The sequence below is a fragment of the Nocardia sp. NPDC101769 genome (genome assembly GCF_044766925.1).
Lineage (GTDB): Bacteria > Actinomycetota > Actinomycetes > Mycobacteriales > Mycobacteriaceae > Nocardia.
The window spans coordinates 1-24658 of sequence record NZ_JBIWMX010000057.1 but is presented as its reverse complement, the minus strand read 5'-3'; the positions used below and the strand labels follow the sequence as shown (position 1 = coordinate 24658).

The following is a 24658-nucleotide window of genomic DNA, read 5'->3' as shown; positions in this document are numbered from 1 at the left end:
GCTGAACGCCTTCGACATCACCTTCGAAGGCCGACTCACCGCCGGACGGAAATAACTCAATCAACCCGAGTTACACCGTTATCTGGACAGACCCTTGATCTTTCGCTGCCTCGCGCTGGCCGGTTCGCTCAGCGCGGTATGCGGCATGACAGTGCGTCGAGGGCAGCCACCGCTATCGAGAAGGGCCGGGACCTGTCCTCGATAGCGGCTCACGGCTCTATTGTCTGCAGTTGGCCCGACGGCCCGGCCTCACTTCAGGTGCCGAGCGAAGAACCGGTTCCCCTCCTCCCCCGCGTACTGCGGGACACCGGTGTGCCCGCCCATATTGGCGTGTAGCGTCTTCTCCTTGGAACCGAAGGCGTCGAACAGGTCCAGGGCCATCTGACGGTCGTTTCCTTCGTCGTCCCACTGCAGCAGGACATGCAGCGGAATCGTGACCTGCCGGGCCTCCTCGACTATGGCGCGGGGCACGAAACTACCGGCGAACAGAACCGCGGCCGCGATACGCGGCTCGACCACCGCCAGCCGGGTGCCGATGGAGATCACCCCGCCCGAATAGCCGACCGGGCCGCCGATCTCGGGCAACGCGAGCAGGGCGTCCAGAGTGGCCCGCCATTCCGGGACCGCCGCTTCGACCAGCGGGAGGATGAGCCGATCGACGATCTCGTCGTCGACCGGCCCGCCAGCCGCCAACGCCCGGTGCAGGTCGGTGAGAGCCTCATCGGCGGCGGCCGAACGGGGCCGGTCACCACTCCAGGGAAGCTCGATGGTGGCCACGGCGTAACCCTCCGCCACGGCGTGCCGGGCCCGGGCCAGCAGTCGCGGATACGCCCGGCGCAGCCCGAGGGGAGGCGGGCTGACCAGGATCAACGGCACCGGTGTCGATGCGGATCCGGGCGTCCACAGGATGCCGGGAATCTCGCCGAGAGTGAATGCGCGCTCCATGATGCTGTCGTCGTCGAGGCGCTGTTCGGAAATGAATTGCACGGTCGTGCCTTTCGGGAGTGCTGTCCAACGGCGCTCCCGGACGACCTACCGCCCGACCGTGACCCCGCAGGGGAGCACCCATGTCGATACTGCGTTCACGGATACCACCTCCTCGTTCTCTGGCACGGCCTCCGGAAAGGTAGCAGTGACCGCCCTCGTCCGCCAACGGATTTTTGCGGTGGCCCCGTAGCTGGACGCACGCAACACGGCACGAGCGGACATTCCGCCGGCCTCGGATCGGCACGGCCAGTGGATCTTCCGATGCCCCACGCCGGCCGGTACGGTCAGCACGGTATGCGGCACGCGAGTGCGTTTGCGCGCACCTCAGCGATGTGCGCGGAGGGACTCGGCGAACCACTCGAAGGCGGGCACGGTGGGCTTCTCGGGTGTGTGCCCATTGATCATGCTCAGCAGCTGCATATACTGTTCGACGCGCGGCTCGGCCACGGTGTCGAGCCACTTCAGTAGTGAGACCTGTTCCGCGGCAGTGAGACTCGTCGGCACAATGCGGTCCAGGACTTCGCGTCCGTCTTGCGAAGCTCGATATGGCCGCCGTGCCATCGGTACAGGTGCGGACTGGTCGGCCATGGATCGTTCGCGAAGTGGTGCACAGCCAGTGAGGCCAGGATTTCCCCAGCCTCGAGCACGTCGATACCGTCGATCGGGGCGGCGTAAATGCTGAGTTCGGCGGGAACGGTGAATAATGCACCAGCGCGACCGATGACGTCGGGATAGTCGCCGAGCCACAGCGCATGCGCGACTCGGATGCGGACACAGTCGGGCGCGGCTCATGCTGCGGTCCTCGGCGCCGATTGCCTCAGCTGAAAAGATCTTGCATCTGCTGCAACCGCCCTGAGCTGGTGTTCCGCGACCTGCTCCGGTGAATCGCCATCATGCGGAACGCGATACGGATCTCGCATCCGATGCGAGTGCTGGGGACACCTCGGCACCACGGTGTTGCTAGCGGAGGCGACCGCGACTGCGGACCAAGGGATTCCGGCTTATCCGCCCGATTTTCGGCGAAAACTACGGGAACCCCTGCCGGTGCATTCCCCGCTCGCACGCACACTGGCCTCGCGATCTCACAGTTGGGTTGCTAATTGTTTGCTGAATGGAGACTCTGCACTACGCTGGATGATCTCGTCTGGTTGTTGGCTGTGCCGTACATGCTTACGCAGGCAAAGAACTGGATGCAGGGAGGTGCCGGATGAAGGCGATCGTGGTGACGGATCCGGCCACAGGAACGGCCGGGATGACGCTGGCCGAGCGTCCGGAGCCGCAGGCCGCGGGGAACGACGTCCTCGTCGAGGTTCACGCGTCGGGATTCACCCCGGGCGAGCTGATGTGGCCTGGAACCTGGACCGATCGCCTCGGCCGTGACCGCACACCGTCGATCCCCGGCCACGAGGTGGCCGGAGTGGTCAGCGCTCTCGGCTATGGCACGAGGGGGCTGTCGGTGGGACAGCGGGTGTTCGGGCTCGCGGACTGGACGCGCGACGGCACCCTGGCGGAGTACGTGGCCATCGAGGCGCGTAACCTCGCGCCGCTGCCGGGCGATGTCGACTTCACGGTGGGTGCGAGCCTGCCGATCTCGGGCTTGACCGCGTGGCAGGGGCTGTTCGTGCACAGCCGCTTCCAGGCGGGGCAGAGCGTCCTCGTGCACGGCGCGGCTGGTGGCGTCGGCTCGGTGGTGACGCAGCTGGCTCGCGAGGCCGGCGCCCACGTCATCGGTACCGGACGAGCTGCCGACCGGCAGGCGGCACTCGACTTCGGCGCGCAGGAGTTCGTCGATCTCGACAACGATGCGCTGGAAAACGCTGGCCACGTAGACCTGGTTTTCGACGTGATCGGTGGAGACATCGGGAGGCGGTCGGCGGGTCTGGTTCGAGCGGGCGGGATGCTGGTGACCATCGCCGGCCCACCTGAGGCGCAGCCGAAGGACGGCCTGGCGGTCGATTTCGTCGTCGAGGCCGATCGTGCACAGCTGGGTGAGGTAATCCAGCGGGTCCGGGACGGAGGTCTGTGCACGAACATCGGCCAGGTCGCGAACCTCGACGACGCCGTTTCCGCTTTCAACCCGACCGAGCGGGTCAGGGGCAAGACGATCATCCGGGTTCGCCCATAAGGACGCGGAGACAACGGAGACCCCGTCACGTCGCAACGGCGATAGACCCACCTCGCAGTGGAGATGGACGAGGAGTGTCACAGAGAAAGGAGCCAGATGAAAGCGATCGTGGTGACGGACCGGGCCGCGGGAACGGCGGGAATGACGCTGACCGAACGGCCCGAGCCGGACGCGGCGAGGCTCGCCAGTCTCGAGGGCGCGAACTACGGCGATGTCGTCGTCGAAGTTCATGCGTCGGGATTCACCGGGAATGAACTGGAGTGGCCGTCGACCTGGATCGATCGCCTCGGCCGTGACCGGACGCCGTCGATCCCCGGCCACGAGGTGGCCGGAGTGGTCACCGCTCTCGGCTACGGAACGACGGGGCTGTCGGTGGGTCAGCGGGTGTTCGGCCTGACGGACTGGACCCGCGACGGCACGCTGGCAGAGTACGTTGTCGTCGAGGCGCGCAACCTTGCGCCGCTGCCGGGCGACGTCGACTTCACGGTGGGCGCGAGCGTCGCGATGACGGGCCTGACCGCGTGGCAAGGACTGTTCGATCATGGACGTCTTCAGGCCGGGCAGAGCGTCCTCGTGCACGGCGCGGCCGGAGCAGTCGGTTCGATGGCGACACAGCTCGCACGCGAGTACGGCGCATACGTCATCGGTACCGGACGCGCTGCCCACCGTCAGACCGTGCTGGACTTCGGTGCGCAGGAGTTCGTCGACCTCGAGAACGACACGCTGAAAGATGTCGGCGGAGTCGATCTGGTGTTCGATGTCTTCGGCGGAGACATCGGGAAGCGGTCCGCAGGCCTGGTTCGAGCCGGAGGAACACTGGTGACCGTCGCCGGTCCGCCCGAGGCACGGCCGACCAACGGTCTGGCGGTCGACTTCGTTGTTGTGTCCGATCGCGCGCAACTGGGTCAGATCGCACGGTGGGTAAGAGATGGACGGCTGCGGACGAACATCGGCCGAGTCGCGACCCTCGACGATGCTGTCGCTGCCTTCAACCCGACCGAGCGGATCAATGGGAAGACGATCATCCGCGTTCGTCCGTGAGGGCTCAGCGACAGCGACCGTCCGGCCGGCGTTCTCGCCCGCTGATTCCTTGTCCGAGGGGCATACAACCGAGGGAGGCACACGTGACCGAGATCGACGTGGAAGTCCAGGAACTGTTCGTGCCGTTGTCGGAGCTGGGCGGGCAGGAGCCCCACAAACCAGACGCCGCATTTCTCGTGGGCAGGCTGTACAACGATCTCGACCGTGGCATCTTCATCACCCGCATGTACGGCGGCCGCGTCCATGGCGCGGCTACCCTGGCAGCCGGTGCCACGAGCGGTGACTTCTGGACGATCGAAGAGCTGTTCCTATTGAAAATCCCCGGCTACCACCAGCCGATCGTGTGGACCAGCGAGGGTCTCAGAGTCGCCTACCAGAGAAGGGTGTCCCCACGGGTCGGGACCACCAACGTCAGCAGCCTGTCCTGAGCCGTGGGCGACCGGCGGCAGCGAGGATGGCGTGCGAGGCCGGTCAGAGGCCGAGGTAGCAGCGCAGGTTGGTGTACCGCGCGTGCGCCGACCCGGGCGGATGCTTACCGGTGCCGGCGTGTGGCAGCAGCTCGTCGACGAGATTCTCACCCTCGTCGGGGCGGTAGACGCCTTCTGCACTACCTGTGTGCGGTGTCCGAGTTCGAGACGCTGCCGCTACCGGCCTGCACCACGACGGAGACGGGTGGCCGCCACCGTCGGCCCGATCTCGAAGCCACCGCCCCGATCGGCGCGCTCTGACCACGCCGTTATCACAGCGGCTGCTGCAGGCTGGCCGAGTCGAGCGCGCGGCAAAGGTGTGTTCAACGAAGAACGTGATCCGGGATACAGCGGTGGTGGCCGGTAAGCCACACGACCTACCGGCCACCACCTGCTCAGCTCACGACCAAACCGACTGCTGTGTCGCTGATTTCGAGCAGGCGGCGGCGCGCCTTCGGGTCGGAGGCTTGCGCGTGCGGATGGGTCTGCCTGGCGCCGTTGAAATACCGGCCTGTCGTCCGTGACAGATCCGGATCGCAGATCAGCCGCAGGGTCGCGGCCGCGCCTTCGGCGACGGTGCTGATCGGCGTGATGCCGGATTCGCGCACCATGGTCGTCGCCATGAGGGTGGCCGGGTGCAGGGCGTTCACGGTGACACCGGTTCCGTCGAGTTCGTCGGCGTACTCGATGGTCGCCATGATCATCGCCAGCTTGGCGCGGCAGTAGGCGGTGTACACGTCGTAGTCGTGTTCGGGGGTCGGATCGTCGAGGTTGATCTCCTGCTGCCCGGCGGAGGCCACGTTCACCACCCGCGCCGGCGCCGAGGCCCGCAGCAGCGGAAGCAACCGCCGCGTCAGCCGATACGGGGCCAGATGGTTGACCGCCCACAGTAATTCGTTGCCGTCGGCGCTGAGGTCGCGTTTCCCGTCCGGCCGGCCGCCGGTGCCGGCATTGTTCACCAGCACATCCAATCGTGAAGTGCCGGCGATGATCTCGTCGGCCAGCCGGTCCACCTCCGCGAGTCGTGACAGGTCGGCCAGGATGATCCGCGGAGCGCGTCCACTCACGGCTGTCACCTCGGCCGCGACCGCAGCGGCCCGATCGGGATTGCGGCCGTGCAGGATCAGCCGGGCGCCCGCCGCGCCGAGACGCACCGCGAGTTCGCGCCCGAGTCCGTCGGTCGCGCCCGTGATCAGCACAGTGCGATCGGCCATGCGATCGATGTCGTTGTCGCTCATAACCTTTCCTCGCAATCTTGTTTCTCGTCCGCGGCCCGGATGCTGACCGAAGTGGCGGTCAGGTCGAGCGCGACATGTGTGCCCAGGGGTGTGTGCAGCGCGGGCATGATCGGCCACCAGCCGTACCAGCTCTGGGGCCAGCCGTGGATCAGCACCACCGGTGTGCCGTGGCCGCCGGTCACATAGTGCATGCGGACGCCGTCGACGTCGGCGAAATTGTGCTGAAAAGTGTTCTCGAACTTGGGATCCCCGTGTGTGGCGGCGGCGTAGGAGGCGACGGTGGGGGTTGTCGTGGAGCAAGCCGCGGTCCCCATCGTGAGCAGGATCGCGAGTGCGAGGGTGGCGACCGCGCGCGTGGAGCGGAGCAAGCCGTGCGGCCGGGTTGCGGTGATCATGTGGTCCTGTCCTGGATGAAGTCAGCGGCCGGTCGTGCCGTCGGCCAGTTCGCGGAGGATGTCGGCGTGACCCGCGTGGCGGCCGGTCTCCTCGATCATGTGCGTGAGCGCCCAGCGGAGGCTGGGAGCGGGACGGCCCGGCCGCGGCACCGGTGCGCCGAGATCGGTGCAGCCGGCGAGTATTTCGTTGGCCCGCTCGACCGCCTCGCGATAGCGCGCGACGACGGCGGCCACGGTATCGGTCGGTGCGGGCTGGAACGTCGCCTGCCAGTTGGTGACCCGGTCCCCGAGGAACATCGAGCGCTCGACGAAGGTGAGATGCCGGAGCAGGCCCAGCAGGTTGGTACCCGACGGCACCGCGGCCGTGCGCACCTGCGGTTCGGGGGCGCCCTCGACCTTCGCGGCGATCGCGGCCCGCAGATAGTCGAGAAAGCCGCGCAGCACCTCGGCCTCGCTGCTTCCGGTCCGGGGCGGCGGAGTATCGTTGCGGCGCTTGATGGTTGGCACGGTGATCTCCTTCACGGGGGGTGGGGGTCAGACGGTGCGGCGGATGAGCAGTACGTGGTCGGTGACCTCGGCGGTGCGCCCGTCCGGAACCGTCTCGGCGAGAAGAACATTCGGGCGCGGGTCCGCGGGTGCCGGCTGGTCGGCGTAGACGTCCCAGAACGTGACCGCATCGGTGGTGGTCATCGAGACTCCTACTGTCGGAAACAGGCTCAGTCTCATCCGGCGCGCCATGATCTGGCACGCGATCTTGCGGTTCCGGCAAGATGGGCGCATGGACCCCGGAACAGATGAGGTGCTCGACGCGGTGGGTCCGCGGCTGCGTGCGTTACGGCGCGAGCGCGGCATCACCCTCGCCGGCCTCGCGACGACGACCGCCGTCTCCGAGAGCACGCTGTCGCGGCTCGAGAGCGGGCAGCGCCGGGCAACCCTCGAGTTGCTGCTGCCGCTCGCTCGCACCTACGACGTGCCGTTGGACGACCTCGTCGGTGCGCCCCGCACCGGCGATCCCCGAATCCATCTGAAACCGATCCGGCGGCACGGGATGATCTTCGTGCCGCTGTCCCGGCGGCCGGGCGGGGTACACGCGTTCAAGATGATCATTCCCGCGCGTCCGGCACCGCTGGAGCCGACCCCGCAGACACACGACGGCGTCGAATGGCTGTATGTACTGGGCGGTCGCCTCCGGTTGGTGGTCGGCGAGCGCGACCTGACCTTGCCGCCCGGCGAGGCCGCGGAATTCGACACCTCCCAACCGCACTGGCTGGGCAGTGCCGACGGCGGCATGGTCGAGTTGCTCATCCTGTTCGGCGTGCAGGGGCTGCGATCGCATGTACACGCCGACCCGCATCGGTGAACGATAGAAACAGGCAGGTGGACCGTGCCGTCGCACCGAAGATGTATCGCATCCGGTTCCACCCGGCCGGAATCGGACGCCGCCGATGCGCGCCAACCGGTGGCATCTGCGGTCGACCCCGACCGACCCGGCGGCAACGCGCGCGGTCCGAACTCGCCCTCATCCTGCGGCACGGCTCGCCGGCCGACCTGCCGCCCGAGCTGGCCCCGACCGTCGGCAGTCTGCCCGCCACCGGGGCGAAAACTCGTCGACCACGACCGGACATCATGCCGCACAACCGAATCCGACATGCGGCAAACCAATCACGACGACATGAGACATGGTCTTGATGGTGCGTAGCACGACCAGGGTCATCGCTGGCAAGTGTTTGGTCGATGGTTCGACAGGCTCTGCGAAGGCGAGTTTTCCGACAATCCCTTGCCGCCGATCCGGCAGAAGCGGGCGACGGTGGAGGGGGCGATGATCGAGCACAGCGCCTGGGCGACATCGAGTCGATGGTCGGCGCTGCTGTGCGCGAACAGGATATGGCCGGCGTCGGCGTCGATCTGTCGTGGTGGGCGTAGTAGCCGGATTCGTGCTCGTCGAGGCTGTCGCGTCCAGCGTTGCCCTACAGGTACTCCTTGGACAGGGGCGGCCGCTCGTCGGGGCGGTGGGGTTGTTCGCCGATCAGAGTGACGGCCCCTCGAACCCGTTCTCGCGCACCGCTTGTGCGGTTTTCGTGTCGGCCGGACCGGCACCGGCGATGATGTTTCTTCCGACTGCGGCCAGGGTGGTCACCGCCTCTGGTCGGTGAGGGTGGCCGACAGTTCGGCGGCGAGGTGGTCCCAGCTGGCGTCGAATGCGGTGACCCCGTCGGTTTCGAGAGTGGTGACGATGTCGTCGTAGTCGATGCCGAGCGCGGCCAGCTCGTCCAGGGTCTGCCGCGCCTGCGGGTAGGTGCCGTGAATGCTGTCGCGCGGCACCCGGGCGTGGTCGGCGACCGCGTGCAGGGTTGCTTCGGGCATCGTGTTGACCACTCCCGGCGCGACCAGGTCGGTGACGTAGCGGGTGTCGTCGTAGCGGGGGTCTTTGACTCCGGTCGACGCCCACAAGGGCCGTTGCGGGCGGGCTCCGGCGCGTGCCAGCGCCCGCCACCGCTCGCTGTCGACGTACTGCTCGTAGAGGTGGTAGGCCAGCCGTGCATTGGCGATCGCGGCGGCCCCGCGCAGGGCCGCGGCACGGTCGGTGCCGAGTTTGTCGAGCCGCTGGTCGACCGCGGTGTCCACGCGGGAGACGAAAAACGATGCCACCGAATGGATGTGCGCGAGGTCATGGCCGTTGGCGTGGGCGTGTTCGAGCCCGTCGAGGAAGGCGTCGATCACCTCCTGGTAGCGGTGCAGGGAGAACATCAGGGTGATGTTGATGCTGATGCCCTCAGCCAGGCAGGCGCTGATCGCCGGCAGTCCTTGTCGGGCGGAGGGGATCTTGACCAGCAGGTTGGGGCGGTCCACCAGCCACCACAGGGCGTGGGCTTCGGCTATGGTGCGGTCGGTGTCGTGTGCCAACCGGGGGTCGACCTCGATCGATACCCGCCCGTCGACGCCGTCGGTGGCCTGTTTGACCGGGCGCAGCACATCACACGCCCACCGCACGTCGTAGGTGGTCAGCTCCCGTAGCGCCGTGTCGACATCCACCTGCCGCAACGCGAGACGGCGGATCTGGTCGGCGTAGGCGTCACCGCTGCTGATCGCTTTGGCGAAGATCGTCGGGTTGGTGGTCACTCCGGTCACGTGACGGTCGGCGACCAAGCGGGCCAAGCTGCCGTCGCTCAGCCGTTGCCGGCTGAGATCATCGAGCCAGATCGACACTCCGGCCTCGGTCAATGCGGTCAACGGATCAGACATGAGCGCCCTCCTTTCACAGGGGCAGAGCGGGTGTAGCGGTGGCCGGCTCATCACCTGTCACAAACACCTCCTATCGGTGTGTCGAGGTCGGCATCCTCGGTGACCTGGGCACCGGCGAACAGGCGCGATACCGGGCACAAGGCCGGACTTCATCGACGATGGTCGTGAAGTCGAGCCGCTGTGCCGGACGCCACCGGGGGCGATGAATCCCGTGGCCGCGATCATGGCGCCGAACGGATCGGGGCTCGTCCGCGGCGGGAACGAGCGCTCGGCCTCGAAAGCGCGCATGGATTGCGCCGATACTGCAGACAACGGTGAATCCCCTCTCGGTTCACGTCCTCGACGGGCACACATGACGGTGGCGTTCCCGATCGTCAGTCGATCGCTCGCCGCCGACGGCGAGGGAGACGCCGTGGCGATACATACCGGCGGCCCTGCACCGAGAGATCCGGTGGGTTGCGTCACCCGTCGCTTATTTTATACAAACGATCGATGTATAAATAGGGGTATGGCGTATGTGATCGGCGAGCCGTGTGTGGATGTGATGGACCGGGCGTGCGTGCAGGAGTGCCCGGTCGACTGCATCTACGAAGGCGGCCGTTCGTTGTATATCCACCCCGACGAGTGCGTGGACTGTGGCGCCTGCGTGCCGGTGTGCCCGGTGGAAGCGATCTACTACGAGGGCGACCTGCCCGCCGAGCTCGAGGTCTACCGCGCCGACAACGCCGCCTTCTTCACCGAAACCCTGCCCGGCCGCGACCAGCCACTCCGATTCCCTGGCGGCGCAACCAAACTCGGCCCGGTCGGGGTCGACACTGCGCTGGTCGCCGCGCTGCCGACACGGAGTAGCCGACCATGACACGCACACCAGCTCCAGCCACCACACCTGCTCGATCGCGTGGGGTAGGCCGTGGGCGTCGTGACGAGGTGCTCGCGGTACTACGTGGCTCCCCTGATGCGTTGAGCATCGTCGATATCGCCTCGCAACTGCGGCTGCACCCGAACACGGTGCGCTTCCACCTCGAGGCGCTGATCGAGGCAGGCCAAGCAGAGCGGGTCGAACGCCCGCGTACCGGACCAGGGCGCCCACCGCAGATGTTCCGTGCCCATGCGGGCATGGATCCGGCCGGGCCTCGTAACTACCGGCTGCTCGCCGACATCCTCACCGCCCAGCTGGCCACCGACCCCGACCCGGAGACCCGCGCCGCCCAGGCCGGGCGCGTTTGGGGTCACCGGGTCGCCGGGACCATGGCCGCCCCGGCGCCGACCGTCGAGCAGGCCGTGGACGAGCTGGTGCACGTGCTCGACGAGGTCGGATTCGACCCCGACCCCGATACCAGTGGCGGCCGGACGCGGATCCGGTTGCGGCACTGCCCGTTTCTGGATCTGGCCACCACCAGCGCGAAGGTGGTGTGCCCGATCCATCTGGGCTTGATGCAGGGTGTGCTCGAGGGCCGGGCCGCACCGGTGGCTGTCGATCGGCTCGAGCCCTTCGCCGCACCGGATCTGTGCCTGGCCCACCTCACCACCACAAGCGGCGCCGCGCCCGCGCCCGCCTCGACAGGATCTGCGGCGTGACCACCGCCGGGGCCGTCACCACCGCGGCCGGTTTCTGCTGGCTCGGCATGGTGCTGGCGATCTCCTTCCTGGAAGCACCGCTGAAATTCCGGGCGCCCGGCGTCACCGTGCCGATCGGGCTCGGTATCGGCCGGCTGGTCTTCCGTGCCCTCAACGGTATCGAAATCGTTTTCGCCGCAACGATTCTCGCCGCCACAGTCATCGATCCGCCCACCGCAGGCGTCATCACCGCCCTGATGGTCGCCATCGCCGCGCTGCTCGTGCAGCTCGCTGTGGTCCGCCCGCGGCTGACCCGCCGCAGCGATGCCGTACTCGCCGGATACGACGCGCCCCGCTCACGCGGGCATTACGCCTATGTGGCGCTGGAGACACTGAAAGTCGCCGCGCTCCTGGTCGGCGGCATCCTGCTACTGGTCCACAGCGTGTCGTGACCATCCCGGTAACCCCATCCCCCGGTACTCGATCCGACGGCCCGCCACGGTGTAACTCACGACGTGGGCGAGGAACGGACACCGCGCCTACCCTGGACGAGTTGTATTCGACCTGGTAGGGGTGCGCGAAATGCGAAGCCTGGAAGAGGAATTCGCCGACGTCATCGACCGAGTCGAGCGAATCGACTGGGACATGTCGCCGCCCGGCGTGATGAATTGCGCAAGGAACTGGCCAACCTCGACCATGCGGTGTCCGTCGTCCCTGCCGGCGGCGCCGTGGGTCAGCGCGATCAGTGGCGCGTCGTCAGATCCGGCCAGCCAGTAATGGATTCGACACCCCGTGCGCTCGAGGATGTGTGCGGTACCCGTGGTCATGACTGCTTCTCAGACCTGAATCAGTCGTGCGGTGGACGGGTTGAGTTCGATCGGCCGGTCCTCGCCGATGATCACCGTGCCGCCGAGGTTGACGACCCGGCCGCCGACGACGGCATTGGGTTCGAAGGAGAAGGTCATACCGGGCAGCAGCGGCAGCTGTCCACCCATCGTCGGCAACTGGAACAGGCGGCCGTATTCCTGTGCCTCGGGAACGTTTTTCAACCCCTCGCCGAACCCGCCCACCGGTCCGAACGGGTTCATGAGATGCACCATCGGGTGCACGTTCCAGGAGTCGGCCTCCTTGAGCACGCCGAGCATCGCCTCGGCCAGGTCGCCGAAGGTATTGCCCGGGCGCGCGACTTCCAGGCCGGATTCGTAGGCGCGCCTGGCGATCTCGGCCGCGGCATACACGTCCGGGTGCGCGTCGCCGATCGCGATGGCGACCTGATGCTGGGTCTCCTTCATCCCGAACCGGCTGAACACCTCGGCCATCACGACATCCCCCGCTTCGAGGATGCGCGGCGCCTGCGGCCGGTACACCCACGACGGCGCACCCCAGGAGATGAAGCCGGGCCCCGACCACATCAGCATGTCCGGTGCCGCGCAACCGAGACGGAATGCCGCGGACATGCCCGCGGCGTACAGTTCGGTCTCGCTCACACCTGGGGCGGCCACCTCGACCATGGCCGCGGCCATGGCATCACCCGCCGCGGCCGAATACCGCACCACCTCGAGCTCTTCCTCGGACTGGCATGCCGTGGCGAGCAGGTAGCCGAGCCCGACCGGCTTGAACGTCACGGTCGGCAGTTCGGCCAGCACCTGGCTCCACAGCACGTGCGGCATGATCGGGACGATGTGGAACGGCGGGTAGGGATCCAGTCCCAGCACACCGACCGCGGCGTGCTCGAGCCCGTGCTCGCGCAGCACCTCGATCACGCCGGCGGCGTGGCGGCCGACCCGGATGTTGCGGGGTTCGATCCACAGCTCGTCGCCGCGTTTGCGGGCCTCGATGTGGTCCTGAATCGGCAAGGTCGACCAGACGAGTTCCACCGGATCGGCGTCCCGGCAGAAGATCACGATGGCGCCCGGGCGGTCGTTGGTGAAGTAGGCGTCGGGGGCGTACGGCGCCAGATCGGCCGCCTCGTGCTCGCCGTAGGCGATGAGCGCTTCGACGCCCTGATCCCGCATCAGCTTGCGGGCCAGTGCCCAGCGGCGGTCCCGCTCCGCGAGTGAATACGTGGGAAACATTGTCGCTCCTCTCGATTGGCCGCTCTGGCCTGGCCACAGACGCTATGGCGCGACGGGGCAGGGCGGCCTCTGTCGAATGACCTGGTTCGGCGACCTGGATCGGGCACGGTGAACCAGGTCGCCGAACCCGGTCATCCGACAGAGGCGGCCGGGCTCCACCGGTCCATACCGTCTGCGGGGCAACCCCATTCGAGACGAAGAAGGCTCCCATGACCCAGACGCACATCCCCGACCGCGAGATCGCCGAGCGCCCGACCGGTTACCAGGGCCCGAACCTCTCGCCGACCGGCCTGGCGCTGAACCCGGTCGAGCTCGCCGACGAGGTCCACGCCCTGATGGCGACGATCCCTCCGAAGGACAACAACGGACTGATCGTGGGCACCGAGGCCGCCCTGGTGGTCGATGCCGGCGTCACTCCGACCGTCGCGGCGATGATTCAGTCGACCGCGGCGCACCTGACCACCAAACCGATTCGCTACCTGGTGAATACGACCTACCACGGCGACCACACCTTCGGGAACATGGGTTTCCCGGCGCAGACGGTAATCGTCTCGTCGCGGATCAACAAGGAGAACATGACCGATCTCGGCTACGAGAAGCAGGTCCGCTCCGGCAACATGTACGGCGACGAGAAACTCTTCGACGCAGTGACCCGCTGGCGCACCCCGGACATCGTCTTCGACGACCACGCCGAGATCGACCTGGGCGGCCGCACCGTCCAACTGTGGCAGTTCGGGCCCGGCAACGGCCCGGGTGACACCGTCGTCTACGTACCCGACGCCCGCGCGGCGTGGACCGGAAACTTCCTGTGCCACGCGGGAACCGCGCACATGCTGCTGCAGGGCGGACCACTTCCGTACCTGGATTCGCTGCGCCGCATGCGGCAGACGCTGCCCGAACTGCGGACGATCGTGCCCGGTCACGGCCCGATGGGCGATGGACCCGCCGCCATCGACACCCTGATCGACTATTTCGAGACCCTGCACGCCGAAGTCACCGACGCCGCCGACCGCGGGCTGTCGCTGGCGGAGACCGAGGAATTCTGCACCGACCCGTGGTCCGCGGGCCTGGATCCGGCGCTGGCCGCCGCCCTCGCCGCCTACGCCGGACCGGCCGAGACGATCCAGGCCCGCTTCCTGGAGCTGTGCCGAAATCTGCACCGGCTCAACGTGATGGCGACCTACCGGCTCTACGCGCCGGCCGAGTAGGACCCAAGGTCGACAGCAGATGATCGTCAAGGCTCCGCCGGTCGCGGAAACCCGTTGCGGCACACTCCAAGGACAGTGGAACGACGAGGTGGCGGCCTTCCGTGGTGTACCGTATGCGGCCCCGCCCGTCGGTCCCCTCCGGTTCGCGCCACCCGCGGCCGCCGTGCCGTGGTCGGGTGCGCGGGCGACCGGCGAGGGTGCGTTCGAGGCCGAGTATGTGGGTGAAATGGCCTGGGGGGTACCGGCATTCGCCGGTTACGCCGTTGCCGCACGAGATCTGGACGCCACCCGGGCGCTGCTGGATGCGAACGGGGTACCCACGCGACAGTCGGCCGGCGGAGATCTGTTCGTGCCCGGCGTCGCCGCACTCGGCGCTGTGGTGGCCTTCCGGCAGGGCTGAACCGAGGCATTCGGGCTGGGCAGTCCCTTTCCCATCCCGTACTGTCGATCACCGTCAGCAATACGGGATGGACTCCGCTCGCACGGGAAGGCCTCGGTGCAATGCTTTTCGGACGCGACGCGGAACGGGCCCGCTTGGACGCGCTGCTGGCCGACGCCCGTGCCAAACGTAGCGGCACCCTCGCCCTGCGGGGCGAGCCCGGCATCGGGAAATCGGCGCTGCTCGACCACGCCGTCGCGGCAGCCGACGGCTTCACCGTAATCGGTACCGCGGGAGTCGAATTCGAGGCCGAAATCCCCTTCGCCGGTCTCCACATGCTACTGCGTCCACTGCTGCACCACCTGCGCGGTCTGCCGGGGCAGCTCGCCGATGCCCTCGGCGCGGCATTCGGCCTCACTCCCACCGGCGGCGGCGACCGCTTCCTCGTCGGTATGGCCGTGCTGACCCTGCTGTCCGAAGCGGCCGAAACCCAACCGCTGCTGGCCGTCGTCGATGACGTGCAGTGGCTCGATCACGCGTCCATCGAGGCGATTCTGTTCGCCGCGAGGCGTCTCGAACGCGAAGGCGTGGTGCTGCTGTTCGCGCTTCGTGACGACAGCGGATCACAGCCGCTCGCACACGGTTTGGCCGCGGTCCCGGAACTGCCGATCGGGGGTCTGGACCAACAGTCGTCGAATATGCTGCTGGCCCACCGCCATCCCGATCTGGTCGTCGCGGTGCGCGACCGCATGATCACCGAATCCGACGGAAACCCGTTGGCGCTCATCGAACTTCCCACCGCGCTGACCAGCGGGCAACGAGCGGGTGTCGGCATACTCCCGGCACCACACGTGGAGCCCCTACCGCTGACTACCCGCCTGCACACCGCGTTCGGCGCCCAGGCGAACCGGCTCGGCCCGGACGCCGCCACCCTGCTGCTGGTCGCCGCCACCGAGGAAACCGGCGACATCGATGTCGTGCTGCGGGCCGCCGCCAAATTGGGTGCGGGTGCGGATGCCCTCGACGAGGTCGAGCGTTCCGGCATTCTCCGGGTCGCGGCGACGACGCTGACCTTCAAGCATCCGCTCGCCCGCTCGGCGGTCCGGCACCGCGCGACTCTACGCCGCAGGCTGGCCGTGCACGAGGCGCTGGCCGCGGCGCTCACCGATCCGGCGGCGTCCGACCGGCGAGCCTGGCATCTCGCCGCCGCCTCCACCGGGCCCGACGAATTCGTCGCCGCCGCACTCGAAGCGGCCGCCGACCTGGCCGCGCGGCGGTCCGGATTCGCGGCTCAATCCGCCGCGTTGGAGCGTGCGGCCGCGCTGTCTCCCGACCCGGGACGCCGGGTCCAGCGAATGATCGCAGCCGCGGAGGCCGCCGCGTCCGCCGGCGACTTCCGTCACGCCCTCGACATTGCCCGGCGCACCCACTGCGACGCCGCCGACACGCTGTCCGTCGCCCGGCTGTCCTCGGTGACGGCCGGGGCCGAATCCGCCATGGGCCGCCCGCTGATCGCCGCCCGCACCCTCTCGGCCGCCGCCGAGTCCATCATGGTCGATCACCCCGATCGGGCCGCGCGGATGCTGGTCGATGCGGTGTCCAACAGCTATCTGGTCGGCGAGACGGAAATCGCGGCGAAGGCGGCGGCGACCCTGGAGGCCATCGCGAGTGACAAGCCCGTCGCGGTTTCCATCGGCGGACTCGCGCGGCTCATGACCGACGATCTGGAGAACGCGATGCCCCGGATGCGCCGGCTGCCCGAGGCGACTCGGCACCAAACCGGCGTCGCCCCGGGTTGTCGGCTGATGGCCGGCATGCTGGCCAGCCGATCCGGATGCGACGAACTGGCCGTGGAGTTGCTCACCGCACTGGTCGACGACGCGCGCGACAGTGGCCAGATCGGCATCCTGCCGGGCGCGCTGTGCCAACTGGCGATGGCCGAGGTACATGTCGGCCACCTCCGTGAGGCGCTCGTACACGCGGACGAAGGTCTGCGGCTGGGCCAGAGCACCGGACAGTGGCGACGGCTCGACGATATCCATTGCGTCCTGGCCATTATCGCGGCCATCCAGGGCGACGACGAACGCTGCCGGGCACTCGCCGAACCGGCCCTGGACCACGCCGTGCAGCACGGTCTGACCTACACCGCGGCGGGCGGGATGTATGCGCTCGAACTCGCCGATCTCATCCAGGGCCGCTACGACGCGGTCCTGGACCGGCTGGATCCGATCACCACCGGCATGCTGCGGACCCAGAGCGTGCTGTGCATCTTCGCGGCCGATCGGGTCGAGGCGGCCGCGCGAGCCCGGCAACCGGCTCGCGCCGTCGAATCGGCGCGTCGAATGCAGCGCTGGGCCGCGGCCAACGGGCAACCGTGGACGGCGGCGATGGCCTTGCGCTGCCAGGGGCTGCTCGCCACCGGCGACGACGAGGCCGAGGACTACTTCGGGCGGGCCGTCGAACTGCACAGCCATGGCGGCAGGCCGTTCGAACGGGCCCGGACCCACCTGGTCTACGGCGAAATGCTGCGCCGAGCCAACCGCAAGATCGATGCCCGGACCCACCTGCGTTCGGCCCTGGACACATTCCAGCGTCTCGGCGCGCGCCCGTGGGCCGACCGCGCGCTGGCCGAAATCCGGGCCACCGGCGAAGCCGGGGTGCAGTCACCCGGCCGCTCTGCCTACGACACCCTCACCCCGAAGGAGCTGCAGGTGGTCCGGCTCGCCGCCACCGGCCTGTCCAACCGGGACATCGCCGCCCGGCTGTTCCTCAGCCACCGCACCGTGGGATACCACCTGTACAACGCTTTTCCGAAGCTCGGCATAGCCAACCGCGCCGAACTCGGCCGCTTGTCGCTGGACTGAGAACCGCCGACATCGAAGCCACCCTCGCCCTGGCGATCGTCCTCGGACAGCACATCGGGTCAGGCGGGCTGGAATTCCACGCGCAGCGACTCCAGCCCGCGAATCATCACATTCGGTTCGAACGGCGGGTGCTCCGAAAGTAGTTCCATTGCAACGACTTTGCGTAGCAGCCCGTCGAGCAGGACTTCCATTTCCAGCAAGGCCAATGGCACGCCCAGGCAGTGGTGGATGCCGAGGCTGATGCTGTGCAAACCCTCGAACCCGCCGCCCGGCAGTGGAACCTGCCGATCGGTACGGACCACCAACTATGGGACTGGGATTCGGGAATTGAACCGACTCCTGACCACGAGCGCCATTACGAGCAAAGGGCCTGCCCGCAGTGGGCGCGCCCCGGCGCCGAGAGCCTGCACGAACTCACCGAGCGCGCGATCCGGACGCTGACCGACATCATCGAAGATCCTCCTGGTCGACCCCTCATCATCGGCGGTCATGGCACGTTCATCTCCCGGGCATTGATCGGGCTCGGATGCTCCGGCATCAGCTGGGCTTTCCAGCAGGCGATGCCAATGCCTGCGGTCTACCGGCTCGAGTTCGGCGATCGCGACGTTTACGCTGCCGGGCCAGGTCTCTGACCTCCACGACCGGCCGCCGCGGGCGCTGGCAAGCCCTCGACCCGCACAACACGGTCCTGCGCGGCGGACCCTGGAACACCGTCGACGAGGCCCTGACCGGACTACTGACCCACCACCTCGAACAGTACGAGCCGTCGCGTCACTGATCCGGCGAGCTGCCGGACTCGAGGCGGGTCGCGATGTCGGCTGAGGTGGTGACGGGAAAGATCTGGAAGTCGATGAGGTCGGACCAGTTCGCGATCCAGGCGTGAAGAAGTGTTTCGTCGTCGGTTTCCATCAGCTGGAAGCAGCTATCGACGGACGATCCGTCGACGACCAGCTGTCGATGTAGGTGAGCCCGGGTGGGAGCATCCGCCCCTGTGCGGCCGCGCGCGCGTAAACGGGTTCGGGACCTTGGCGGTAGTGCTCGATCAGCATGTAGCGCATGAGGATTCCTCTGGCTCGGTGGGCGGACTGTTGCGGCACACGACCACCACTCCCACCCCGGCGGCCGGCGGATGAGCAAGAAGGCGCTGATCTCCGGGGCGGGCATCGCGGGATCGACCCCTGGCGTATTGGATGGGGCGCAACGGCTTCGACGTGACCGTGGTGGAACGGGCGGGGACGCAGCGGTCCAGCGGGAACCCGATCGACGTGAAGGGGCCGGCTGTCGACGTGGCCGAGGGGATGGGGGTGATGCCGCGGCTGCGGGCGGCGGCATCGCGGGTGGAGCGGATGAGTTTCGTCGATGCGACGGGACGGGAGCGATCGGGGTTGCGGCTCAGCGCTTTCCAGGGCGGCGCGGGTGACCGCGAGGTCGAGGTCGCGCGAGCCGATCTGGCCGCCATCCTCCTCGGCGCGGCTCGTGACCATGCCGAAATCCGCTGGGCCGATTCGATTTCCGGGATCACGCAGGACTGGGACGGCGTGGACGTCGTCTTCGAGAACGGCGCCGATGGACGCTATGACTATGTGATCGGGGCCGACGGCCTGCACTCGAATGTTCGTGGGCTCGTCTTCGGTGCGGAGGCCGGATTCATCCGCCACATGGGCATGTACGTCGCGACCCTGCCGGTGGACCGGGCCTTCGGCGACGAGCGTGAGGTGATCATGTTCAACCGCCCGGGCCGGGGCCATCACCGTGCACCCGTCCAAGGGAAAGGCGGTGGCGGCCTTCTTGTTCCGTCGCGAGGCGGTGCCGGGCTTCGACCACCGCGACCTCGATCTGCACAAGCGGCTGGTCGCCGACGCCTTCTCCGGGCCGATCGGCATCTTCGGCGACCTGCTCGACGAGCTGAAGGCCGCCGACGACCTCTACTTCGACTCGGTGAGCCGAGTTCGGCTGCCGCGCTGGTCCGATGGCCGCGTCGCCCTGGTCGGCGACGCCGGATCCTGCCTCTCCCTCTTCGGTGACGGCTCCACCCTCGCCATCGCCAGCGCCCACACCCTTGCCGCGGAACTGACCCGCTCCCCCGGCCACCCGCACACCGCTCTCGCCGCCTACGAGCAGCGCCACCGCACCCTGGTCGAGCCCAAGCAGCGCGGCATGCGCGCCGCGTCGGCCCTCATGGTGCCCGCCACCTCCGCGGGCATCGCGATCTGCAATGCCGTCACCCGATTCATACGGTGAAAACGAACAGTGGCACAAAGGAACTCGGCCCCCACCCGGGCAAGCAATCGGGTGGGGGCGGGCGGCTTTTCATGCGGAGATCAGTCGACCGCGGCGGGCTGCTTGTCCTCGACCTCACGTCGTACGCGGCGTTCATACATGGACACCGGACGCGGCGAACCACGTATTTCAACACCCGGACTCGGGCCGCAATCCTGACGATTCGTGTTCCGACGCCGGGTGCCGTAAATCGATCGATTCTCGACAGGACCGGCGCTGGTCCGGAACCCCAGGACGATCGAAGTTGTCGGTAGCAGCATGCCGGCGATGAGTCTGCGGTATTGACGCAGCACGTGCGCCACGCGCACGCTGCGACGGTGATGATTTTCGTCTACATCGTGCTGGGGCTCCTCGTGCTGGTGCTCGCGCCGCTGGCCATCTTCTTCGCGCTGCTGACCGTCTACACAATCTTCAACGCGATCGTCCACCGCGACTCACGGCCACGCCGCCGCAGCGGTTCGATCGACACCCTCGGAATCTCCTCCGACACTTCACATCCCGACATCACGCCCCACCATGGTGGCCACCACCACGACAGCAGTGGCCACCATGGTGGCCACCACCACGACAGCAGTGGCCACCATGGTGGCCACTCGGACATCGGCGGCCACCACACCACCAGCTGGACCGACTGATCCCCGACGGCGACATCCGAGACATCCGGCGCGGACGCCTATGTCGCACGGCCGGAGTGCTCAGGGCTGAGCCGAGTGGTTGAAATCCGACGACAGTGTCCGATCGAGCTTTGATCCACGCAGTCCCGTCGATGAAACGCTTCCGAACACCGACTCCCCGGTGGTGCAGTCGCTCAGGGCTGGCCGGGTTCGCGTTCGTCAGATCATTGTTTTCCGAACAGGGAGGTCCGGGTGCCAGTGCCGTCGATCGAGGTGCTCAACGCAAACGCCGCCGTCCCTGTCCTGGCCCCGCCGCCTCGACCGACTGCAGTGCCGCGGTTGGTTGTGGCATGGGCCTGGAAGCAGTCGGCAGCACGCGTATCGATCAGGCGGACAACACAACCCGGCCGCCTCGACGTGCTCAGACCGGCCGTGTCACCCGGACGTCCAACTCCCCGGCGGCCAGTATTCGCGCGAGCTGCCGCCATCGACGGTGGCGGTGCCGAAACATCAGCCGCGCGAACACGCGCGTGCCCAGACCGTGCAGCCCGTCGTCGATCTCGATCTCGTCGGTATAGCGGCAGCGGGATTCGCCGATCGGCTCGAACGTGAGACTGTGATTCCACGTACGCACCGGCCCGCCCCATTCATTGGTGTAGATGTGGCGCGCCTCCAGCGTCACCAACCGCAGATGGTGGGTCCACGCGGGAACGACGCCGAACCACCAAATCCGTGCAGAGCGCTCGACGCCGGGCTCCACCCGGTCCGGCATCTCGATATTCGGCACCGAAAAGATCGGCGCCACGACGTAAGCGAACAGCTCCGGAGTACGCGCCAGCGCACACGCCACCTCGGCCGCGATCGGCAGCTCGGTAGTTAGGGTCACCTTACTCATCTGTCTATCCTGGCCGTCCCCGCGTTCGACCGCAACGCTATTCCCGCTGCCCCATCGCCCGTAGTTCACACACACTGGCCCGGTCGATGAACGGACCTTCCGAACACCGGTACATGCGCAGACGAGGATGTCCAGGGCGGGGCCGTTCGCGTTCGTTCGATGATCGTTTTCCGAACAGAGGCGCGGTGAATCGAGGGGCCGGCCGATTCGCCGCAGTGTAGCGAGCGGGGCCGTGAGCGTACCCACATACTAGAAGCAGCAACCCTCGGGTTATCTCCAGGGAAACTCGATGTTCAGCAAGGAGTTCTCGTGCCTGTCATCACTCGCGATGTCGTGATCGTCGGCGCCGGGCCGTCCGGCCTGACCGCCGCCACCGAACTACACAAGGCCGGTTTGACCGTAGCCGTGCTCGAGGCTCGTGATCGAGTCGGCGGACGCACCTGGACCGGCGATATCGAGGACGCGATGATCGAGATCGGCGGTCAGTGGTTGTCCCCGCATCACACCGCTGCCCTGGAGCTGGTCGAGGAACTCGGCCTGAAGACCTTCTCCCGCTACCGCGCCGACCCGGTCGTCTACTACGAATCCGACTGGGGCGCGGAGGAATGGACCCGCGGCGCCTACGGCGTCAGCTTCGACCTGGGCGGCATGACCCGCTACGGCCGCGACCACCGCGACCCGCTCGGCCCGATCCACTTCTGCTGTTCGGACCTGGCAGGACACGGCTTCCAACACGTGGACGGCGCGATCCGGATGGGCCGCCGCGCGGCCGCCGCCATCGTCGCCGAACACAGCCTCGTATAGCCACACTGCCCCTCGGCACCTGTCCGTCCCTCGGCATGCGGCGCTCCGGGCCGGACGCCGCACACCGACACCGAACAACGCCGCCAATCACGTGGAGTTCGTGGCTCGATGCACTCCACCGGCCCCGCCCTCGTCTTCTCCAGCGAGGAGGAGTGGGACAGCTTCCTGCACAGCGAAATCCGGCGATCCTGGCCCGCGTCACAAAACCAGTGTTCGCGTATGGATTCGATCGTGCAGGCTCACCCCTCGTCGCCCTCCAGCCTCGCCCGCACGGCTTTCATGCGTTCGGCCAGGGCAGCCTCATCGATGACATTTCTGGCGATCAGCGAGTGCGCCAACGCGACGAGCTGATTCTCTGGGAACGGTAGTGTCTTGTACACCTCATTGGAGAGGCGGTCCTCCTCGACGCGGCGCGTGAGAAGTGGCAGTACCGTACCTTCCCTGTCGAGTGCGTCGCACATCCCGTCGAGACTTGATCTCCATGGCGGCACCGGATTGGCAACGCCGTACTTATCGGCCATCCGCGACCACACCTGTCCGCGAGTGACGATCTGCTCCAGCGTCCGCACTCGGACATTTGTGACGTCGTCTTCGGTCGGCATTGCTCGGCCCTCTCGGAGTCAGTAATTCTCGGCCGGGTGGGTTGCAGGGTGCACGGGGCGGTCCGCATTCGCTGTCACGCCAGGCTTGGGAAGGGCGACGCCGATCAAGCAGTCCCGCGTCGCGATCTCTGCGAGCTGCTCCTCGGTCCAGCCCTCCGTTCCATCCGGCCGGACCGGCAGCACCATGAACCTGTGCTTGGAATTGGAGTCCTCGACTCGGATCTCGATGTCTTCTGGAAGAAAGAGGCCGAACTCGGCGAGAACCTGGCGCGGCCAGCGCACCAAGCGGCGGCGATAGTTCGGCGTCCGATACCACTCGGGTGAGTTTCCGAGAATCGGACGCGGATAGCATGAGCACAGGGTGCACACGATCACGTGATGCAGCGTGGGCGTGTCCTCCAGCACGTGCAATGCCGTGAAATCGCTGGGCGTCCCGAAGCCCGTCGGTCGCAACCAGTCGATTCCCACCTCCAGACAGGCGGCGATGGGATCCTCGAGCATCAACCGCTTGAAATCGGGATCGATCCAGGCTTTGGCGACGAGCCGGGCGCCAGGCGCCGGGTCCAGCTGTTCGACGAACTCCGTATAGGTCCGGTGATCCTCGGCGGTGAACAACCCTTTCTCGATCGCCAATTCGCGCAATGCGATCTCCAGCACCTCGAAGTCGGTGACCTCCTCGACCATCGGCGCCGCGTGCTGTTCAGAACTGTCGTGACCGGTCTCGCCATTCGCCGTCATGCGGATTCCTCTCGATGATCGCGGGCTTCGGTTCTCGGCTGTAGCCATGTTTCCGAGATCTCCGCCTGCAGCGTGTCGTTCGGACAGCCCGTATACGGCTCCCACAAATCGGTCATCTTGAACCGCACGATGTAGAACCATCCGGGCTTCTGATCCTCGCGGTCGAACGCCTCGTCTTCCGGTATCAGGCTCTCGTAGGACACTTTGACGACCGTGCAGGGCTTCCCCCGCAGGTACTCCTGGGTGCGTGTGTAAAAGATCGTCGGCAGATCCCGCACGCGCACCGCATCGCCCGCCGCGAACCGAGGGGCGCCGGCTGTGCCGGCGAAACACTGCGGATCGCCTTTGCCGGCTGCCTCGGTGTGATGGCGGTTCCGGATCACGGCCTCCCCGTCGCCGGTGGTGCGAGGCGCGGCTTCAAGCGGAGCGTTGCCGCCGTCGGCGCAGCGTTCCCGAACCTCGCTTACCCGCTCGATCAGCTCACCGAGCGTGATGTGACGCTTGTCGATGAGGCAACGGGCAGCCGCCAACACCCAGCGTCCGTAGTACGGAAACCCGAGATATGCCATACGCCCGACATCGACATTGCCGAGCCGTCGACGTTCCGGAGTCTGTCAATCCCGATGAGACAGGTCAGGCTGCCTGTTCTGTGTCGGTGTTCTCCTTCGTGGGTCGGTTGATCCACGCCGCTTCGGGTAACGCCGGCGGGCTGGGTCTGCGGTGGAACCGGTCCGGGGTCGCGGCGTAAGCGGCGGCGAGGGTCTGGGCGCGGCGCGCCCGGATCGTGGTAGCGGTGCCGTCGTGGACCGAGGCCGGGGTGTGCAACCCGATCCCGCGGTGGCGGTGCTCGGTGTTGTAGTAGTGAAAGAACTTGTCGCAGAACCACTTCGCCTCCGCGATGGACGCGAACCGATCCGGGAACGCCGGACAATACTTGAGGGTCTTGAACCCGGCTTCGGAGTACGGGTTGTCGTTGCTCACGTGCGGCCGCGACAGGCTGCGGGTGATGTTGAGATCGACCAGCAGTTGCGCGACGTTCTTACTGGTCATCGAGGGGCCGTTGTCGGAATGGACGTGGGTCGGGATGAGACCGTTGTTCGCGGCGAACGCCTCCCGCATGAACACCCGCGCAGCCGAACCGGATTC

General features: G+C 67.3%; 28 protein-coding genes and 3 pseudogenes. 16 read left to right on the top strand and 15 right to left on the bottom strand.

What is annotated here, in order from left to right; genetic code table 11:
- Positions 1-249: 249 nt before the first annotated feature.
- Both ACIRRA_RS42760 and ACIRRA_RS42755 read right to left on the bottom strand, forming a co-directional pair.
- Positions 250-987 (bottom strand): dienelactone hydrolase family protein, encoded by a 738-nt coding sequence (locus ACIRRA_RS42760; RefSeq protein ID WP_402780750.1) that lies wholly within the window; start codon positions 985-987, stop codon positions 250-252.
- A 324-nt stretch (positions 988-1311) separates the two neighbouring features.
- On the bottom strand, positions 1312-1491 hold the full coding sequence (locus ACIRRA_RS42755; RefSeq protein WP_402780747.1) for a hypothetical protein: 180 nt from the start codon (positions 1489-1491) through the stop codon (positions 1312-1314).
- Between the two features lie 703 nt (positions 1492-2194).
- Between ACIRRA_RS42755 and ACIRRA_RS42750 the strand changes: the two genes are divergently transcribed.
- The 3 genes from ACIRRA_RS42750 to ACIRRA_RS42740 all read left to right on the top strand — a co-directional run bounded on the left by ACIRRA_RS42750 (position 2195) and on the right by ACIRRA_RS42740 (position 4581).
- Positions 2195-3112, top strand: coding sequence for an NADP-dependent oxidoreductase (locus ACIRRA_RS42750; RefSeq protein WP_402780744.1), 918 nt, complete (start codon positions 2195-2197; stop codon positions 3110-3112).
- A gap of 96 nt (positions 3113-3208) precedes the next feature.
- The gene (locus tag ACIRRA_RS42745) at positions 3209-4153 is read left to right on the top strand and encodes an NADP-dependent oxidoreductase (RefSeq protein ID WP_402780756.1); all 945 of its coding nucleotides are present in this window, start codon (positions 3209-3211) and stop codon (positions 4151-4153) included.
- A gap of 83 nt (positions 4154-4236) precedes the next feature.
- The gene (locus ACIRRA_RS42740; protein WP_402780741.1) at positions 4237-4581 is read left to right on the top strand and encodes a hypothetical protein; all 345 of its coding nucleotides are present in this window, start codon (positions 4237-4239) and stop codon (positions 4579-4581) included.
- 434 nt (positions 4582-5015) lie between these two features.
- Here the strand turns inward: ACIRRA_RS42740 and ACIRRA_RS42735 are convergent, their stop codons facing one another.
- From ACIRRA_RS42735 to ACIRRA_RS42720, 4 genes are read right to left on the bottom strand one after another with little or no spacing between them, the layout of a single operon-like run.
- On the bottom strand, positions 5016-5858 hold the full coding sequence (locus ACIRRA_RS42735) for an SDR family NAD(P)-dependent oxidoreductase (RefSeq protein WP_402780738.1): 843 nt from the start codon (positions 5856-5858) through the stop codon (positions 5016-5018).
- Complete coding sequence (locus ACIRRA_RS42730) at positions 5855-6253, bottom strand: alpha/beta hydrolase (RefSeq protein WP_402780735.1); 399 nt, start codon at positions 6251-6253, stop codon at positions 5855-5857. The genes ACIRRA_RS42735 and ACIRRA_RS42730 overlap by 4 nt, the downstream gene beginning before the upstream one ends.
- A gap of 21 nt (positions 6254-6274) precedes the next feature.
- Positions 6275-6760: a DinB family protein gene (locus ACIRRA_RS42725; protein ID WP_402780732.1), complete on the bottom strand. Its 486-nt coding sequence runs from the start codon at positions 6758-6760 to the stop codon at positions 6275-6277.
- Positions 6761-6787: 27 nt separating this feature from the next.
- Positions 6788-6943 (bottom strand): hypothetical protein, encoded by a 156-nt coding sequence (locus ACIRRA_RS42720; protein ID WP_402780729.1) that lies wholly within the window; start codon positions 6941-6943, stop codon positions 6788-6790.
- A gap of 88 nt (positions 6944-7031) precedes the next feature.
- On the opposite strand from ACIRRA_RS42720, the gene ACIRRA_RS42715 reads away from it, so the two are divergent.
- On the top strand, positions 7032-7613 hold the full coding sequence (locus ACIRRA_RS42715) for a helix-turn-helix domain-containing protein (RefSeq protein WP_402780726.1): 582 nt from the start codon (positions 7032-7034) through the stop codon (positions 7611-7613).
- A gap of 773 nt (positions 7614-8386) precedes the next feature.
- Here the strand turns inward: ACIRRA_RS42715 and tal are convergent.
- On the bottom strand, positions 8387-9496 hold the full coding sequence (gene tal, locus ACIRRA_RS42710) for a transaldolase (RefSeq protein WP_402780723.1): 1110 nt from the start codon (positions 9494-9496) through the stop codon (positions 8387-8389).
- Between the two features lie 508 nt (positions 9497-10004).
- Here tal and fdxA point away from each other — a divergent pair.
- The 4 genes from fdxA to ACIRRA_RS42690 all read left to right on the top strand — a co-directional run bounded on the left by fdxA (position 10005) and on the right by ACIRRA_RS42690 (position 11830).
- Complete coding sequence (gene fdxA, locus ACIRRA_RS42705; RefSeq protein WP_402780720.1) at positions 10005-10355, top strand: ferredoxin; 351 nt, start codon at positions 10005-10007, stop codon at positions 10353-10355.
- Positions 10352-11074 carry a helix-turn-helix transcriptional regulator gene (locus tag ACIRRA_RS42700; RefSeq protein ID WP_402780717.1) on the top strand — a complete coding sequence of 241 codons (723 nt, stop codon included), beginning with the start codon at positions 10352-10354 and terminating at the stop codon, positions 11072-11074. Before fdxA ends, ACIRRA_RS42700 begins: the two co-directional genes overlap by 4 nt.
- A 47-nt stretch (positions 11075-11121) precedes the next feature.
- Positions 11122-11505 (top strand): hypothetical protein, encoded by a 384-nt coding sequence (locus tag ACIRRA_RS42695; protein WP_402780753.1) that lies wholly within the window; start codon positions 11122-11124, stop codon positions 11503-11505.
- 130 nt (positions 11506-11635) lie between these two features.
- On the top strand, positions 11636-11830 hold the full coding sequence (locus ACIRRA_RS42690; RefSeq protein WP_402780714.1) for a hypothetical protein: 195 nt from the start codon (positions 11636-11638) through the stop codon (positions 11828-11830).
- 59 nt (positions 11831-11889) lie between these two features.
- Here the strand turns inward: ACIRRA_RS42690 and ACIRRA_RS42685 are convergent, their stop codons facing one another.
- Positions 11890-13128: a M24 family metallopeptidase gene (locus ACIRRA_RS42685; protein WP_402780711.1), complete on the bottom strand. Its 1239-nt coding sequence runs from the start codon at positions 13126-13128 to the stop codon at positions 11890-11892.
- A 209-nt stretch (positions 13129-13337) separates the two neighbouring features.
- Between ACIRRA_RS42685 and ACIRRA_RS42680 the strand changes: the two genes are divergently transcribed.
- From ACIRRA_RS42680 to ACIRRA_RS42670, 3 genes are all read left to right on the top strand, one after another.
- Positions 13338-14336: an MBL fold metallo-hydrolase gene (locus ACIRRA_RS42680; RefSeq protein ID WP_402780708.1), complete on the top strand. Its 999-nt coding sequence runs from the start codon at positions 13338-13340 to the stop codon at positions 14334-14336.
- Positions 14337-14355: 19 nt separating this feature from the next.
- The gene (locus tag ACIRRA_RS42675) at positions 14356-14736 is read left to right on the top strand and encodes a carboxylesterase family protein (protein WP_402780705.1); all 381 of its coding nucleotides are present in this window, start codon (positions 14356-14358) and stop codon (positions 14734-14736) included.
- A gap of 101 nt (positions 14737-14837) precedes the next feature.
- Positions 14838-17579, top strand: coding sequence for an AAA family ATPase (locus tag ACIRRA_RS42670; protein WP_402780702.1), 2742 nt, complete (start codon positions 14838-14840; stop codon positions 17577-17579).
- Positions 17580-17638: 59 nt separating this feature from the next.
- Here the strand turns inward: ACIRRA_RS42670 and ACIRRA_RS42665 are convergent, their stop codons facing one another.
- Positions 17639-17830 carry a hypothetical protein gene (locus ACIRRA_RS42665; RefSeq protein ID WP_402780699.1) on the bottom strand — a complete coding sequence of 64 codons (192 nt, stop codon included), beginning with the start codon at positions 17828-17830 and terminating at the stop codon, positions 17639-17641.
- Here ACIRRA_RS42665 and ACIRRA_RS42660 point away from each other — a divergent pair.
- A complete protein-coding gene (locus ACIRRA_RS42660; protein ID WP_402780696.1) occupies positions 17825-18211 on the top strand; it encodes a histidine phosphatase family protein in 387 nt (128 codons plus the stop codon). The two genes, ACIRRA_RS42665 and ACIRRA_RS42660, sit on opposite strands and share 6 nt — an antisense overlap.
- 139 nt (positions 18212-18350) lie before the next feature.
- Here ACIRRA_RS42660 and ACIRRA_RS42655 read toward each other — a convergent pair.
- Positions 18351-18628, bottom strand: a pseudogene (locus ACIRRA_RS42655) (DUF3303 domain-containing protein).
- Between the two features lie 141 nt (positions 18629-18769).
- On the opposite strand from ACIRRA_RS42655, the pseudogene ACIRRA_RS42650 reads away from it, so the two are divergent.
- The 3 genes and pseudogenes from ACIRRA_RS42650 to ACIRRA_RS42640 form a co-directional block, all read left to right on the top strand.
- A pseudogene (locus tag ACIRRA_RS42650) lies at positions 18770-19267 on the top strand (FAD-dependent monooxygenase); the annotation flags it as partial.
- A gap of 88 nt (positions 19268-19355) precedes the next feature.
- On the top strand, positions 19356-19820 hold the full coding sequence (locus tag ACIRRA_RS42645; protein WP_402780759.1) for a hypothetical protein: 465 nt from the start codon (positions 19356-19358) through the stop codon (positions 19818-19820).
- 320 nt (positions 19821-20140) lie between these two features.
- On the top strand, positions 20141-20494 hold the full coding sequence (locus ACIRRA_RS42640; RefSeq protein WP_402780693.1) for a hypothetical protein: 354 nt from the start codon (positions 20141-20143) through the stop codon (positions 20492-20494).
- Between the two features lie 400 nt (positions 20495-20894).
- Here the strand turns inward: ACIRRA_RS42640 and ACIRRA_RS42635 are convergent, their stop codons facing one another.
- The gene (locus tag ACIRRA_RS42635) at positions 20895-21368 is read right to left on the bottom strand and encodes a hypothetical protein (protein ID WP_402780690.1); all 474 of its coding nucleotides are present in this window, start codon (positions 21366-21368) and stop codon (positions 20895-20897) included.
- Positions 21369-21677: 309 nt separating this feature from the next.
- Between ACIRRA_RS42635 and ACIRRA_RS42630 the strand changes: the two genes are divergently transcribed.
- Positions 21678-22172: an FAD-dependent oxidoreductase gene (locus ACIRRA_RS42630; RefSeq protein WP_402780687.1), complete on the top strand. Its 495-nt coding sequence runs from the start codon at positions 21678-21680 to the stop codon at positions 22170-22172.
- 239 nt (positions 22173-22411) lie between these two features.
- Here the strand turns inward: ACIRRA_RS42630 and ACIRRA_RS42625 are convergent, their stop codons facing one another.
- From ACIRRA_RS42625 to ACIRRA_RS42610, 4 genes and pseudogenes are all read right to left on the bottom strand, one after another.
- A complete protein-coding gene (locus ACIRRA_RS42625) occupies positions 22412-22774 on the bottom strand; it encodes a thiocyanate hydrolase (RefSeq protein ID WP_402780684.1) in 363 nt (120 codons plus the stop codon).
- Between the two features lie 18 nt (positions 22775-22792).
- A complete protein-coding gene (scnC, locus tag ACIRRA_RS42620) occupies positions 22793-23512 on the bottom strand; it encodes a thiocyanate hydrolase subunit gamma (protein WP_402780681.1) in 720 nt (239 codons plus the stop codon).
- Positions 23509-24117: pseudogene (locus tag ACIRRA_RS42615) on the bottom strand (SH3-like domain-containing protein); the annotation flags it as partial. The gene scnC and the pseudogene ACIRRA_RS42615, both read right to left, overlap by 4 nt.
- 28 nt (positions 24118-24145) lie before the next feature.
- A partial coding sequence (locus ACIRRA_RS42610) for a transposase (protein WP_402780678.1) occupies positions 24146-24658 on the bottom strand: 513 nt, incomplete at its 5' end.